Source organism: Saccharopolyspora sp. NPDC002686 (assembly GCF_040295745.1).
GTDB classification, from domain to species: Bacteria; Actinomycetota; Actinomycetes; order Mycobacteriales; family Pseudonocardiaceae; genus Saccharopolyspora; species Saccharopolyspora oryzae.
The window spans coordinates 1-14,661 of the sequence record NZ_JBEOVY010000189.1 but is presented as its reverse complement, the minus strand read 5'-3'; the positions used below and the strand labels follow the sequence as shown (position 1 = coordinate 14,661).

The 14,661-nt window shown below is 69.8% G+C and carries 13 protein-coding genes; 12 read left to right on the top strand and 1 reads right to left on the bottom strand.

Annotation, left to right across the window (positions count from 1 at the left end; all coding sequences use genetic code 11):
- Positions 1 to 394 precede the first annotated feature (394 nt).
- The 10 genes from ABTZ89_RS23335 (at position 395) to ABTZ89_RS23290 (ending at position 11,965) form a co-directional block, all read left to right on the top strand.
- A complete protein-coding gene (locus ABTZ89_RS23335; protein WP_351048182.1) occupies positions 395 to 1,294 on the top strand; it encodes a Rossmann-like and DUF2520 domain-containing protein in 900 nt (299 codons plus the stop codon).
- The gene (gene panC, locus ABTZ89_RS23330) at positions 1,294 to 2,196 is read left to right on the top strand and encodes a pantoate--beta-alanine ligase (RefSeq protein ID WP_502949588.1); all 903 of its coding nucleotides are present in this window, start codon (positions 1,294 to 1,296) and stop codon (positions 2,194 to 2,196) included. The genes ABTZ89_RS23335 and panC overlap by 1 nt, the downstream gene beginning before the upstream one ends.
- Before the next feature lie 78 nt (positions 2,197 to 2,274).
- Positions 2,275 to 2,751, top strand: coding sequence for an aspartate 1-decarboxylase (gene panD / locus ABTZ89_RS23325; RefSeq protein WP_270947356.1), 477 nt, complete (start codon positions 2,275 to 2,277; stop codon positions 2,749 to 2,751).
- A 34-nt stretch (positions 2,752 to 2,785) separates the two neighbouring features.
- Complete coding sequence (locus tag ABTZ89_RS23320) at positions 2,786 to 3,583, top strand: type III pantothenate kinase (protein WP_270947355.1); 798 nt, start codon at positions 2,786 to 2,788, stop codon at positions 3,581 to 3,583.
- A 136-nt stretch (positions 3,584 to 3,719) separates the two neighbouring features.
- Positions 3,720 to 5,174 (top strand): lysine--tRNA ligase, encoded by a 1,455-nt coding sequence (gene lysS, locus ABTZ89_RS23315; protein ID WP_502949587.1) that lies wholly within the window; start codon positions 3,720 to 3,722, stop codon positions 5,172 to 5,174.
- 186 nt (positions 5,175 to 5,360) lie between these two features.
- Complete coding sequence (locus ABTZ89_RS23310) at positions 5,361 to 5,720, top strand: histone-like nucleoid-structuring protein Lsr2 (RefSeq protein WP_270947353.1); 360 nt, start codon at positions 5,361 to 5,363, stop codon at positions 5,718 to 5,720.
- Between the two features lie 273 nt (positions 5,721 to 5,993).
- The gene (locus tag ABTZ89_RS23305) at positions 5,994 to 7,064 is read left to right on the top strand and encodes a FecCD family ABC transporter permease (protein ID WP_270947352.1); all 1,071 of its coding nucleotides are present in this window, start codon (positions 5,994 to 5,996) and stop codon (positions 7,062 to 7,064) included.
- Entirely contained in the window at positions 7,061 to 8,143 is a 1,083-nt protein-coding gene (locus tag ABTZ89_RS23300; protein ID WP_351048175.1) for a FecCD family ABC transporter permease, read from the top strand. The genes ABTZ89_RS23305 and ABTZ89_RS23300 overlap by 4 nt, the downstream gene beginning before the upstream one ends.
- 139 nt (positions 8,144 to 8,282) lie before the next feature.
- Entirely contained in the window at positions 8,283 to 9,137 is an 855-nt protein-coding gene (locus ABTZ89_RS23295; protein WP_270947349.1) for an ABC transporter ATP-binding protein, read from the top strand.
- A 278-nt stretch (positions 9,138 to 9,415) separates the two neighbouring features.
- A complete protein-coding gene (locus ABTZ89_RS23290) occupies positions 9,416 to 11,965 on the top strand; it encodes an ATP-dependent Clp protease ATP-binding subunit (RefSeq protein ID WP_270947348.1) in 2,550 nt (849 codons plus the stop codon).
- Between the two features lie 72 nt (positions 11,966 to 12,037).
- On the opposite strand, the gene ABTZ89_RS23285 is transcribed toward ABTZ89_RS23290, so the two are convergent.
- Positions 12,038 to 12,769 (bottom strand): DedA family protein, encoded by a 732-nt coding sequence (locus tag ABTZ89_RS23285; RefSeq protein WP_351048171.1) that lies wholly within the window; start codon positions 12,767 to 12,769, stop codon positions 12,038 to 12,040.
- A gap of 187 nt (positions 12,770 to 12,956) precedes the next feature.
- On the opposite strand from ABTZ89_RS23285, the gene ABTZ89_RS23280 reads away from it, so the two are divergent.
- Complete coding sequence (locus ABTZ89_RS23280) at positions 12,957 to 13,664, top strand: helix-turn-helix domain-containing protein (RefSeq protein WP_351048168.1); 708 nt, start codon at positions 12,957 to 12,959, stop codon at positions 13,662 to 13,664.
- A gap of 12 nt (positions 13,665 to 13,676) precedes the next feature.
- Positions 13,677 to 14,564, top strand: a complete 888-nt coding sequence (locus ABTZ89_RS23275; RefSeq protein WP_351048165.1) for a hypothetical protein — start codon at positions 13,677 to 13,679, stop codon at positions 14,562 to 14,564.
- The last annotated feature ends 97 nt before the right edge of the window (positions 14,565 to 14,661 follow it).

Below are 14,661 nucleotides of genomic sequence, written 5' to 3'. Positions count from 1 at the left end.
ACTGTAAATCCCACCCACGGCGGATCACAGTTTCAATTGAAACTGTAAATCTACACCTGGCGACGAACACCGGATCAGGACCCGAACCGAACCCCGGAGAGGTGCTCCGCCGAGGGGCGGGGCCGACACGCCGGGGAGTGTCCGGTTCCGACATGCCGACGGGTGTGGACAGGTTCCGTCGCCTGTGGAGAACTTCCGCAAATTCAATGGAAATCGGACGTTCGATTTCCATTGAATTTGCGTTGGTGCGGGCGGCTGGGCGATCGGGGGTGGTGCCGGGGATGGCGTGGTTCTCGCCACCTGGGAGGGTTTGCGGGCCGCCGGCGGGCTAGTCTCGCGCTGCTGTCCGGTACCCGGTGGTTGGGACTGGAACGGTATGGAGGACGACGTGGCGATGTCTGCTGGTCGCACGGGCCCTCGGCTGCGCGTTGGAGTCATCTCCGCGGGCCGGGTGGGTGCCGTGCTGGGCGCGGCGTTGCAGCGAGCTGGGCACCAGGTGGTCGCGGTTTCCGCGGTGTCCGACGCGTCGCTGCGCCGCGCGGAGGAACTGCTGCCCGGGGTGGCCGTGCTGCCGCCCGACGAAGTCGCCAAGCAGGCAGATCTGCTGCTGCTGGCGGTCCCGGACGACACCATCGCGGGGCTGGTCCGAGGCCTGGTCGCGACCGAATCCCTGCGCGCCGGTCAGATCCTGGCGCACACCTCCGGCGCGCACGGCGTGTCCGCGCTCGCCGCGGCGGCCGAGGTCGGGGTGCTCGCGCTGGCGCTGCACCCCGCGATGACCTTCACCGGACGCCCGGAGGACGTCGAGCGCCTCAGCAACGCCTGCATGGCGGTCACCGCGTCCTCCGCGGACGAGGCCGGTTGGCACGTGGCGGAGGCGCTGGCGCTGGAGCTCGGCATGGAGCCGGTGCGGGTGCCGGAGGAGTCCCGGCGCCTGTACCACGCTGCGCTCACCCACGGCTCGAACCACCTGATCACCCTGGTCAACGAGTGCGCGGAGCTGCTGCGCAGCGCCGGTGTCGACAACGCCGACCGGGTCATGGCGCCGATCCTGTCCGCCTCGCTGGACAACGCGCTGCGCCTGGGCGACCGCGCGATCACCGGCCCGGTCATGCGCGGCGATGCGGGCACGGTCCGCGCGCACCTCGCCGCCCTGGACGAGGCGAATCCGGCCGTCCTCCCGGGCTACCGGGAAATGGCCCGGCGGACCGCGGAGCGGGCCGAGCGCGCGGGCATCCTGCGCGCCGACGGAGCCGCCGAGGTCCGCGAAGCACTGGACGAGGAGCCGTCGTGATCACGGCGCGCGAGAACGATGGAGTCGTGATGAACGCAGGTTTCGAACGCGGCGCGCTGACCGTGCACCGCGAGCCCGCCGACCTGACACGGGTCACCCGCGCGCTGCGCGCCACCGGCCGCACGGTCTACCTGGTGCCGACGATGGGCGCGCTGCACCGCGGGCACATGGAGCTGATCGAACGGGCCCGCCGCGACATCAACGGCGTGGTGGTCGTGTCGATCTTCGTGAACCCGCTGCAGTTCGGCCCGAACGAGGACTTCGACCGCTACCCGCGCAGCTTCGACAACGACCTGGCGCTGTGCCGGGAGGCCGGGGTCGAGCTGGTCTTCGCGCCGTCGGTCGAGACGATGTACGGCGACGACCCGCAGATCACCGTCCACTCCGGACCGCTCGGCGAGGAGCTGGAGGGCGCCGCCCGGCCGGGGCACTTCGACGGCATGCTCACCGTGGTCCTGAAGCTGCTCAACATCGTGCGCCCGGACATCGCGTTCTTCGGCGAGAAGGACTACCAGCAGCTGGTGCTGATCCGCCGGATGGCGCGCGAGCTGAACCTGGAACCGCTGATCCAGGGCATCCCCACCGTGCGGGAAGCGGACGGCCTGGCGCTGTCCTCCCGCAACGCCTACCTCAGCGACGAGCAGCGCGACGCCGCGCTGGTGATCTCGGCGGCCCTGACCGCCGCGACGTTCGCCGCTTCCAACGGGCCCGACGCGGTGCTGCAGGCCGCGCGCGAGGTCCTGGCCACCGAGCCGTCGGTGGAGCTCGACTACCTGGAGCTGCGCGGCACCGAGCTCGGCCCGGTCCCGGACGAGGGCGAGGCGCGGCTGCTGGTGGCGGCCCGCGTCGGCACCACCAGGCTGATCGACAACGCGCTGGTGCTGCTGAACAAGCAGAACTGACAGGCCGACGGCGCGGGTGCCTCGGCATCGCGCAAGATACGTCGGGACGATGCGGTATCGGCAGTAGGAGGTTCTGCGATGTTCCGCACCATGTTGAAGTCCAAGATCCACCGCGCCACGGTGACCCAGGCCGACCTGCACTACGTCGGCTCGGTGACCGTGGACGCCGACCTGATGGACGCCGCCGACCTGCTCGAGGGCGAGCAGGTGGCGATCGTGGACGTCACCAACGGCGCCCGCCTGGAGACCTACGTGATCACCGGTGAGCGCGGGTCCGGCGTGATCGGCATCAACGGCGCCGCCGCGCACCTGATCGAGCCCGGTGACCTCGTGATCCTGATCTCCTACGGCGTGATGGACGAGCTGGAAGCGCGCTCGATCCGGCCGAAGGTGATCTTCGTGGACGCCGACAACAAGATCCTCGAGTCCGGCGACCAGCCGGGCGTCGCACCGGAGGGCTCCGGCCTGATCAGCGCGGCGGTTCCGGCGGAGGCGCCCGCCGAGACCGACGACGCGGCCAAGCTCGACGCCCTCCTGCAGCAGCCCGAGCACTGATCGACCGGGAACCCGGAAGGAACGGACTGAGACGGTGCTGCTGGCCATCGACGTCGGGAACACGAACATCGTGCTGGGCCTCTACGACGTGGAGTCGGCGAGTCCCGACATCGCCTCGAGCCTGGTCCACGACTGGCGGATGCGCACCGAACCGCGGATGACCGCGGACGAGATGGCGCTGACCATGCGCGGTCTGCTCGGCGAGCACGCGGACCGGATCACCGGCATCGCGGCGCTGTCCACGGTGCCCGCCCTGCTGCGCGAACTGCGCGTCATGCTCGCCAAGTACTGGAACGACGTGCCGCGCGTGGTGGTGGAACCGGGCGTGCGCACCGGGGTTCCGCTGCTGGTGGACAACCCGAAGGAGGTCGGCGCGGACCGGGTGATCAACACCCTCGCCGCGCACCACCTGCACGCCACGAACTGCGTGGTGGTCGACTTCGGCACGTCGACCAACATCGACGTGATCTCGGCGAAGGGCGAGTTCCTGGGCGGGGCGTTCGCGCCCGGCATCGAGATCTCCCTGGACGCGCTGGCCTCCCGCGCCGCGCAGCTGCGCAAGGTGGAGCTGGTCCGCCCGCGCTCGGTGATCGGCAAGAACACCGTGGAATGCCTGCAGTCCGGCATCCTCTACGGCTTCGTCGGCCAGGTCGACGGTCTGGTCCGCCGCATCATCGCGGAGCTCGAGGCCACCCACGGCGGCCCCACCACGGTCCTGGCCACCGGAGGTCTGGCCCCGCTGGTGGTGGCGGAATCGAGCACCATCACCCACCACGTCCCGGACCTGACCCTGCTGGGGCTCCGCCTGGTCTACGACCGCAACTTCGGCTGAAAAGCGCGAACTGCCACGGTACGAGCCCTCCTCATCCGGGGGAGAACCGCGAACCGTACCCTTGGTGCTCGTGACTGAGGATCGTTCCATTCCCCCGGCAACCAGCGATGACGGCGTCGACGACCTGCCGGAGCAGATGCGGGTCCGGCGGGAGAAGCGCGAGCGCTTGCTCGACGCCGGAATCGACCCCTACCCGGTGACCTTGCCCATCACGCACGGCCTGGCCGAGGTCCGCGCCGCCCACCAGGGGCTGGAGCCGGACACCGCCACCGGCGAGCAGGTCGGCGTCGTCGGCCGCGTGATGTTCCTGCGCAACACCGGCAAGCTCTGCTTCGCCACGCTGCGGGCCGGCGACGGCACCGAGCTGCAGGCGATGCTCAGCCTCAAGCAGGTCGGCGAGGACGCGCTGGCGACCTGGAAGGCCGAGGTGGACCTCGGCGACTTCGTCTTCGTGCGCGGCGAGGTGATCACCTCCCGCCGCGGCGAGTTGTCCGTGATGGCCGATGAATGGCGAATGGCGTCGAAGTCGCTGCGCCCGCTCCCGGTCATGCACAAGGAACTCGGCGAGGAAATGCGGGTTCGGCAGCGCTATGTCGACCTGATCGTCCGAAAGCAGGCCGCGGAGACCGTGCGCACCCGTGCCGCGGTGCAGCGCTCGTTGCGGGATTCCTTCGAAGGGCGCGGTTACATCGAGGTGGAAACCCCGATGCTGCAGACCTTGCAGGGCGGTGCCGCGGCTCGTCCGTTCGTGACGCATTCGAACGCCTTCGACATGGATCTGTTCCTGCGGATCGCGCCGGAGTTGTACCTGAAGCGTTGCGTGGTCGGCGGGATCGAGAAGGTTTTCGAGATCAACCGGAACTTCCGCAACGAGGGGAGTGATTCTTCCCACTCCCCGGAGTTCGCCATGTTGGAGTTCTACCAGGCGTACGCCGATTACAACGACATGGCCGACCTGACCCGCGCGGTGATCCAGGAAGCGGCGGAGAAGGTCACCGGTTCGCAGGTCGTCACCTGGTTCGACGGAACGGAGTACGACCTCTCCGGTGAGTGGACGTCCTTGCGGATGTACGACTCGCTGTCCGAAGCGCTCGATTCGGAGATCACCCCGGAAACTCCGGTCGAGGTGCTGCGCAAGCACGCCGACTCGCACGGATTGCAGACCGATCCGGCGAACGGTCACGGAAAGCTCGTGGAAGAGCTGTGGGAGCACTTGGTCGGCGATCATTTGACCGCTCCCACGTTCGTGCGCGACTTCCCGGTGGAGACCTCGCCGCTGACCCGCCAGCACCGGGAGCAGCCGGGCATGGCGGAGAAGTGGGACCTCTACGTCCGCGGGTTCGAGCTGGCCACCGGCTACTCGGAACTCGTCGACCCGGTGGTGGAGCGCGCTCGCCTGGAGGAACAGGCCAAGCTCGCCGCCGCCGGCGACGACGAGGCGATGCCGATCGACGAGGACTTTCTGCGCGCGCTCGAGTACGGAATGCCGCCGAGCGGTGGCGTCGGAATGGGTATCGACCGGTTGTTGATGGCGTTGACCGGCCTCGGTATCCGGGAGACGATCCTGTTCCCGCTGGTCCGCCCCGAATGACCCGATCAGGGTGGCGGTGGCGAATTTTCCGGCTGAGATGAGTGCATTGCTGGAGTTGCTGCGCTAACCTGACCTCAGAATGTTTCGGTGACGGCTTTTGGAGTACTCGCGGGGGAGTTCCCGCTCCCAGCAGTTCGTGCTGTCCCGTTCCTGGCACATTTTGCTCTTCCGGGGAGGACTTCGAAGATGGCGCAGAAGGTCACTGTCACCCTTGTCGACGATCTGGACGGCGGTCAGGCCGACGAAACCGTCGAGTTCGGTTTGGACGGTGTGGCGTACCAGATCGACCTTTCCGCGGACAATGCCGGTGAGCTGCGGGACGCGCTGGCGAACTACGTCTCCAACGCGCGTCGCGCGGGCGGTCGCAAGAAGCCGGGTCCGCGTCCGGGTTCTGGTGGCGGGCGCGCTGCCGCCGGCGGTTCCACGAGTGCTGATCGCGAGCAGAACCAGGCCATTCGGGAATGGGCGCGCAAGCGCGGCCTGAAGGTCTCCGACCGTGGTCGTATCCCGGCGGACATCGTCGAGCAGTACCACCAGGCGAACTGACGCAGAAGCGAATTCGTTTCCGCGGCGCGCCGCACTCAGCAACGCGAGGGGCGTTTACCCGGCAAAGCACCGGGTGAACGCCCCTCGTTGCGTTCGGATAACGCTATTCAACGCAAATCCCGCCGAAAAGCGGGATGATCATTTCGGCGGGCTTTTCCCGCGGACCGCCTCCCGGCCGGTGTGACGGCGGACATCTCGACCCGCTCTGGGCTAGAAGCTTAGGTGCGCCTAACCTGACTACCGATCAGGTGATCCGGGACGAGGGAGCGGGACGTGAGTGGCAGCTTGGCCGTCGACGGTCCACGCGCGGCCGACCAGGCCGCCGCGGGCGGTGCCCGGATGCGCGAACGCCGCCGCCGTCGGCTCCTCGGCATCGCCGTCCTGCTGGCAGCCCTGCTGGTCAGCTGCGTGCTCAGCGTCGTGGTCGGCGCCAAGACGATCCCGCTGGGCGAGGTGTGGAGCGGGCTGTTCGCGCCGACCGGCACCGAGAACGACCTGATCATCCGCGAGCTCCGGGTGCCGCGCACCGTCGTCGGCGTGCTGGCCGGTGCTGCGCTGGGCCTGGCCGGGGCGCTGATGCAGGGCCACACCCGCAACCCGATCGCCGACCCCGGCATCCTCGGCATCACCCAGGGCGCGGCGCTGGCCGTGGTCCTGGCCGTCTACACCTTCGGCGTCACGACGCTGCTCGGCTTCATCTGGTTCGGCTTCGCCGGCGCGGTGCTGGGCGCGCTGGCCGTGTTCGCGATCGGCTCGCTCGGCCGCGGCGGGCCCACCCCGGTGACCTTGGCGCTGGCCGGTACCGCGATCAGCTTCCTGCTGCAGGCGATCACCTCGGCGCTGGTGCTCACCGACCAGCAGACGATGGACACCTACCGGTTCTGGAAGGTCGGTTCGATCGCGGTCAACGACCCCGCCGTGATCCCGCAGGTGCTGCCGTTCGTGCTGGTCGGGATCGTGCTGGCGCTGACCAACGCCAGCGGGCTGAACGCGCTGTCGCTCGGCGAGGACGTCGCCCGCTCGCTGGGGCACCGGGTGCAGTGGTCGCGCCGGGCCGGGATCGCCGGGATCGCGGTGCTGGTCGGCAGCGCGGTCGCGATCTGCGGGCCGATCGGCTTCGTCGGGCTGATCGTGCCGCACGTGGCCAGGTTCTTCACCGGTGCCGACTACCGCTGGCTGCTGCCGTTCGCCGGGCTGCTGGGCGCCTCGCTGGTGCTGCTGGCCGACGTGCTCGGGCGCCTCGTGGCGCGGCCGTCCGAGGTGCAGGTCGGGGTGATGCTGGCGATGGTCGGCGCCCCGTTCTTCATCGCGCTCGTGCGCCGCAGGAAGATGGTGCGGTTGTGACCCAGGTGGTGGAAGGACCGATCGCCGGGCGGCGTCCGGCGCGGCTCGGCCCGTTCTCCGGGGTGCTGCGCTGGCGACCGCTGGTGGCGCTGCTCGGCGGGCTGGTGCTGCTGCTGGCGGTGTTCGTGCTCAACGTCGGGCTCGGCGAGTACCAGATCAGCCCGGCCGAGGTGCTGCGGACGCTGGTCGGCGACGGCGACCGGGCGCAGCAGATCATCATCTGGGAGCTGCGGATGCCCAGGTCGCTGACCGCGCTGCTGGTCGGCGCCGCGCTGGGCCTGTCCGGCGCGCTCATGCAGACCCTCGCCCGCAACCCGCTGGCCAGCCCGGACATGCTCGGCATCACCGCAGGCGCGGGCACCGCGGCGACCGTGGTGATCGTGCTCGGCGGCACCGCGGGCAGCCTCGCCGGCGCGCTGGCCGACTACGGCCTCCCGCTCGTCGCGCTCGCGGGCGGGCTGCTCACCGGCTTGGCGGTCTACGCGCTGTCCAACCGGCGCGGCGTGGACTCCTACCGGTTGGTGCTGGTCGGCGTCGGGGTCAGCGCCCTGGCCGGCAACACCACCTACTGGCTGCTGACCGTCGGCGACGTCAACGAGGCGGGCCGGGCGCTGGTGTGGCTGACCGGCAGCCTCAACGCGCGCGGCTGGGAGCACGTGGTGCCCACGGCGATCGCGCTGGTCGTGCTGGTCCCGCTGGTCCTGGCCGGTTCGCACGCGCTCGGCGCGCTGCAGTACGACGACGACACCGTGCGCGGGCTCGGCGTGCGCGCGGACCTGTCGCGCGGCCTGCTGCTGCTGGCCGCGGTGGTGCTCGCCTCGGTCGCGACCGCGGCTGCCGGGCCGATCCAGTTCGTCGCGCTGGCCACACCGCAGATCGCGCTTCGCCTGGCGCACTCCTCGCGCCCGCCGCTGGTCGCCTCGATGGTGTTCGGGGCCGCGCTGGTGGTCGGCGCGGACGTGATCTCGCGGACCGCGTTCGGCAGCTTGGAGCTGCCCGTCGGCATCGTCACCGCAATCTTGGGTGCGCCGTACCTGATCTACCTGCTCGTCCGTCGTTACCGGGAGGTTCGTGCATGACACCTCTTATGCCAACCCGAGCCCTGCTCAACCGCACCTCAGGGGACCGTGATGCAACCCAGCCACGAGAAGCCCCCAAAACGCAAGATCACTCCCGAACGCAACCACCACTGAAAATCGCGGAGAGGCGGGACAGGGCATGACCGCGTCCGCCACGTCCAGCGAGGGGACCGCCGCCGCGTCCCGGCAGCGGCTGCACGCCACCGACCTGAAGCTCGCCTACGGCGACCGGGTCATCGCCGACGGCCTGGACTTCGACGTCGTGGACGGCACGATCACCGCGGTGATCGGCCCGAACGGCTGCGGCAAGTCGACCCTGCTGCGCGCCCTCGGACGGCTGCTGCAGCCGCAGCGCGGCAGCGTGCTGCTGGACGGCAAGCAGATCCACAAGATGCCGACCCGGGAAGTCGCGAAGGTGCTCGGCCTGCTGCCGCAGTCGCCGGTCGCGCCCGAGGGCCTGACCGTCGCCGACCTGGTCGCGCGCGGGCGGCACCCGCACCAGTCCTGGTACCGGCAGTGGTCCTCCGACGACGAGTCCGCCGTCGCCGAGGCGCTGGGCATGACCGGCATCAGCGACCTCGCCGACCGCACCCTGGACGAGCTCTCCGGCGGGCAGCGGCAGCGGGCCTGGCTGTCCATGGCGCTGGCCCAGGGCACCGACCTGCTGCTGCTCGACGAGCCGACCACCTACCTCGACCTGTCCCACCAGGTGGACGTGCTGGAGCTGGTCGGCCGGCTGCACGACGAGAGCGGCCGCACCGTGGTGATGGTGCTGCACGACCTCAACCTCGCCGCCCGCTACGCCGACCGGCTGGTGGCGATGAAGGACGGCGCCGTCGTCGCCGAGGGAGACCCGTCCGACGTGCTCACCGAGCAGCTGCTGGCCGAGGTCTTCGGCCTCAACGCGCGCGTGATTGCTGATCCGGTGGCGGGTACCCCGATGGTGGTGCCGATCGGTGGACGCGGTGCCGGGAAGACCGACCGGCCCGCCTAGCCGCTACGGAGAGCTAGCCGGACGGCTCTCCGACATGCGTGTTCGCGCTCAGCGGACACATCCATCCGATCGGTCGAAAACGGGAATCCCGCAGGCCAGCGAGCCGTTGGTCGGGGTGCCGGACAAGAATGTGGGCAGCAGGCCGTAGCGGGCACGGACCGCGACCGGGTGGGACTACTACAGTGGTCCTCAAGAGTGCTGAACCCGTCGTGGGCATCGGCGATGCAGGAGCCGTGTCCCGCCAACGAGACCGCCGGCGCAGCAGTCAGGGAGTGCGAATGTTCGAGAGGTTCACCGACCGCGCGAGGCGGGTGGTCGTCCTGGCCCAAGAAGAGGCCCGGATGCTCAACCACAACTACATCGGCACCGAGCACATTCTCCTGGGCTTGATCCACGAGGGTGAGGGTGTCGCCGCCAAGGCGCTGGAGTCGCTGGGGATCGCGCTGGAGGGCGTGCGCCAACAGGTCGAGGAGATCATCGGCCAGGGACAGCAGGCCCCCAGCGGACACATCCCGTTCACCCCGCGGGCCAAGAAGGTGCTGGAGCTGTCGCTGCGCGAGGCGCTGCAGCTCGGCCACAACTACATCGGCACCGAGCACATCCTGCTCGGGCTGATCCGCGAGGGCGAGGGCGTCGCCGCGCAGGTGCTCGTCAAGCTCGGCGCGGACCTCAACCGGGTGCGCCAGCAGGTCCTGCAGCTGCTGTCCGGCTACCAGGGCAAGGAGCCCGCGGAGGCCGGCGGTCGCGGCGAGGGCACGCCGTCGTCGTCGCTGGTGCTGGACCAGTTCGGCCGCAACCTGACGCAGAGCGCGCGCGAGAACAAGCTCGACCCGGTCATCGGCCGGGAGAAGGAAATCGAGCGGATCATGCAGGTCCTCTCGCGGCGCACCAAGAACAACCCGGTGCTCATCGGCGAGGCGGGCGTCGGCAAGACCGCCGTCGTGGAGGGCCTGGCCCAGAAGGTCGTCAAGGGCGAGGTGCCCGAGACGCTGAAGGACAAGCAGCTCTACACGCTGGACCTGGGCTCGCTGGTCGCCGGCTCCCGGTACCGCGGTGACTTCGAGGAGCGCCTGAAGAAGGTGCTCAAGGAGATCAAGACCCGCGGCGACATCATCCTGTTCATCGACGAGATCCACACCCTGGTCGGCGCGGGCGCCGCCGAGGGCGCGATCGACGCGGCGAGCATCCTCAAGCCGATGCTGGCCCGCGGTGAGCTGCAGACCATCGGTGCGACCACGCTCGAGGAGTACCGCAAGTACGTCGAGAAGGACCCGGCCCTGGAGCGCCGCTTCCAGCCGATCCAGGTCGGCGAGCCGTCGCTGGAGCACACCGTCGAGATCCTCAAGGGTCTGCGGGACCGCTACGAGGCGCACCACCGGGTGTCGATCACCGACTCCGCGCTGGTGGCCGCGGCCAGCCTGGCCGACCGCTACATCAACGACCGCTTCCTGCCGGACAAGGCGATCGACCTGATCGACGAGGCCGGTGCCCGGATGCGCATCCGCCGCATGACCGCGCCGCCGGACCTGCGCGAGTTCGACGAGAAGATCGCCGACGTCCGCCGCGAGAAGGAGTCCGCGATCGACGCGCAGGACTTCGAGCGGGCCGCCCGCCTGCGGGACGAGGAGAAGCAGCTCCTCGGCCAGAAGGAGGAGCGGGAGAAGCAGTGGAAGGCCGGTGACCTGGACGTCGTCGCGGAGGTCGACGACGAGCAGATCGCCGAGGTGCTGGCGAACTGGACCGGCATCCCGGTCTTCAAGCTCACCGAGGAGGAGACCACCCGTCTGCTCCGCATGGAGCAGGAGCTGCACAAGCGGATCATCGGCCAGGACGACGCGGTCAAGGCCGTGTCCCAGGCGATCCGCCGCACCCGCGCCGGCCTGAAGGACCCGAAGCGCCCGTCCGGTTCGTTCATCTTCGCCGGTCCGTCCGGTGTCGGTAAGACCGAGCTGTCCAAGGCGCTGGCGGAGTTCCTGTTCGGCGACGACGACGCGCTCGTGCAGATCGACATGGGTGAGTTCCACGACCGCTACACCGCCTCGCGGCTGTTCGGCGCCCCGCCCGGGTACGTCGGCTACGAGGAGGGCGGCCAGCTCACCGAGAAGGTCCGCCGCAAGCCGTTCTCCGTGGTCCTGTTCGACGAGATCGAGAAGGCCCACCAGGAGATCTACAACACGCTGCTGCAGGTGTTGGAGGACGGCCGCCTCACCGACGGCCAGGGCCGCACGGTGGACTTCAAGAACACGGTGCTGATCTTCACCTCGAACCTCGGCACGCAGGACATCTCCAAGGCCGTCGGCCTCGGCTTCTCCAGTGGTCAGGGCGCTGAGTCCAACTACGAGCGGATGAAGTCCAAGGTCCACGAGGAGATGAAGAAGCACTTCCGGCCGGAGTTCCTGAACCGGATCGACGACGTCATCGTCTTCCACCAGCTCACCGAGCAGGAGATCATCCAGATGGTCGACCTGCTGTCGGGCCGCGTGGAGAAGGCGCTCAAGGGCAAGGACATGGCCCTGGAGCTGACCGAGAGGGCGAAGAAGCTGCTGGCCAAGCGCGGGTTCGACCCGGTGCTGGGTGCGCGGCCGCTGCGCCGGACGATCCAGCGGGAGATCGAGGACAAGCTGTCCGAGAAGATCCTGTTCGGCGAGATCCAGCCGGGCCAGATCGTGATCGTGGACGTCGAGGGCTGGGACGGCGAAGGCGCCGACGACAAGGCCCACTTCACCTTCCGCGGTGAGGCGAAGCCGTCGCTGGTCCCGGACACCCCGCCGGTCGCCGTCACGGCGAGCTCCGACGAGAAGCAGGAGGGCACGGACGAGTCCGCCTGATCCGACTGCACGCGGAAGGCCCCGCCCCCACCAGGGAGCGGGGCCTTCCGCATGCCGGGGGGCCTTCGCCGGTCAGCGCAGGCGGTGGATCTTCTCGGTGGGGGCTTCTGCGGAGATCCGGGCGAACTGGACCGTGGGGGCTTCCTCGGCCGCCGCCTCGGGTTCGCGGCGGTTGTTGCGGATGCGGACCGCCACGAAGGCGATCACCGCCAGGACCGCCAGGACCAGGACCGCCTTGGAGAAGAGGCCCGCGTACTGCTCGACGAGGTACCAGCTTTCGCCGAGGAGGTAGCCCGCGATCACGAAGACCGTGTTCCAGATCAGGCTGCCGAGGGTGGTGAACAGGGCGAACGTGCTCAGGCGCATGCGTTCGACGCCGGCCGGTAGCGAGATGAAGCTGCGGAACAGCGGGATCATGCGGCCGAAGAACACCGCCTTGACCCCGTGCTTGGCGAACCACGCCTCGGTCCGGTCGATGTCGGCGATCTTGACCAGCGGGAGCTTCGCGGCGATGGCGCGGGTGCGGTCGCGGCCCAGCGTGGCGCCGATGCCGTAGAGCGCGAGCGCGCCGATCAGCGAGCCGAGCGTGGTCCACAGGACCGCGCTGAAGATCGTCATGTTGCCCTGGCTGGCGGCGAACCCGGCCAGCGGCAGGATCACCTCGGACGGGATCGGCGGGAACAGGTTCTCCAGCGCGACGATGGCCCCGGCGCCGGGGCCGCCGAGCGCTTCCATCACGGAGATCACCCAGGCGGTGAAGCCGGTCGGTTCGGCGGAGGTGGCGGCTTGCGTCGTCAGATCCATTCGAGCGGCTCCGTGTCGGGGTCGCGGCAATAGCGGAACGGTGATCGGAAATATGTCCGTTTCACTCCATGATTCCAGCCGTTCGGAGTACTTCGGCCACGCGGCCGGTGATCTGCGACACTCCCGAGCGCAATCCCCGCGGGAGGCGCGGCCCTGCGATGGGCGCTCGGGATGGAGGTGGACCGGCGTGGCGAGCTACGCGGCACGGCGCGGCACCCGGACCGGGGCGACGATCTGGCGCGTGCGGCCGGACGGCCCGCGCAAGCAGGTCGTCCCCGACGGCGTGCTGGACCTGATGTGGTTCCGGAACCGCCTGGTGGTGGCGGGTGCCGACACCCGGGCGGTGGTCGTGGAGACCAGACCGGACGAGGTGACGTGGGGCCTCCAGCTCGCCCCGGGCGTGGCGCACGCGCTGCTGGGCGTGCCCGTCCACGAGCTGACCGACCAGCGGGTCGAGCTGTCCGAGGTCGTCGCGCTCCCGAAGCGCCGGTCGTTCGAGGCCGACCCCGGTGATGCGCTCGAGCAGGTCTTCCTCGACATGTGGGCGAGGGCCGATCCGGACTCCTCCGCCCTGCGGTTCGCAGCCTCGCTGGACCGAGCAGCTCGCGACGGCTTGAGCGTCCGAGCGACGGCGGACCTCCACGGACTCCCGGAGCGGTCGTTGCGCAGGCTCAGCAACCGGCTCTTCGGCTACGGCCCGAAGACGCTCGTGCAGATCCACCGCTTCCAGCGCGCACTCCACCTCGCGCGATCGGGGCAGTCGTTGAGCGTTGCCGCCGCGACCGCGGGCTACGTCGACCAGGCCCACTTCAACCGCGAGGCCAAGCGGCTCGCGGGGCGGACCCCCGCTGAGCTCGTGGCCGATTCGTCCAAGCCGGGCCGGGCCGCCGGGTAGCAGGCTCCTCGCATGAGCATCGACCTGGGACGTGCGAGGACGTTCATGACCTCGCACGCGAGAATCCTCGACCGGCGGCGTTTCGACGTCCTGACCACCGGCGGCGATGCCGCGCGGCAGGCGATCGTCCGAGGGCTCGACGCGTACCGCAATCCCGACGGCGGCTACGGATGGGGGCTCGAACCGGACCTCCGTGCGCCGGAGAGCCAGCCCGGAGGAGCGTTGCACGCGTTCGAAGCGCTCGCGGACGCTGAAGCGGGCTCCCCGCACACCGCGGCGCTCCTCGACTGGCTGAACGCGGTGACGCTCGCCGACGGCGGCCTGCCCTTCGCGCTGCCGATCAGCGACCCCGCAGCGTGCGCTCCGTTCTGGGTCCAGGCGGACCCGGCGGAGTCGTCGCTGCAGATCACCGCCGCGGTGGCGGCTCAGGCGCACCGCGCCGCGCGTTGGGACGAGTCCATCCGCGACCACCCGTGGCTGAAAACGGCGATGCGGTACTGCTTCGACGCGATCCGGCGGATCGACGAGGCCCCCTTCGCCTACGTCCTCTCCTTCGCGCTCCAGCTCCTCGACATCGCCTCCGAGACCCACCCGGAGGCCCGCGAACTGCTCGACCACCTCGGTCGGTTCGTCCCGGCTGACGGAGCGGTCGCCGTCGTCGGCGGAGCGGAGGGCGAGACGCTCCACCTCCTCGACTACGCGCCCGAACCCGGACGCCCGGTCCGCGACCTGCTCGACCCCGAAGCGGTCTCCGCGGACCTCGACCGGCTGGAGCGGGGGCAGCTCCAGGACGGCGGGTGGGCGGTGGACTTCACCAGCTACTCGGACGCCGCGTCCCTGGAGTGGCGCGGGTACACCACAGCCAGCGCAGTCTCCGTGCTGCGCAGGAACGGGCGCTGAAGTCGGTCGTGAGTGCGTAACGGACCATGCCCACTCGGGATTCTCGCCAGGCCTTTTCCGGGGCGTCTCCGGGGTGGAGGTTTGACCAGGTTTCGGC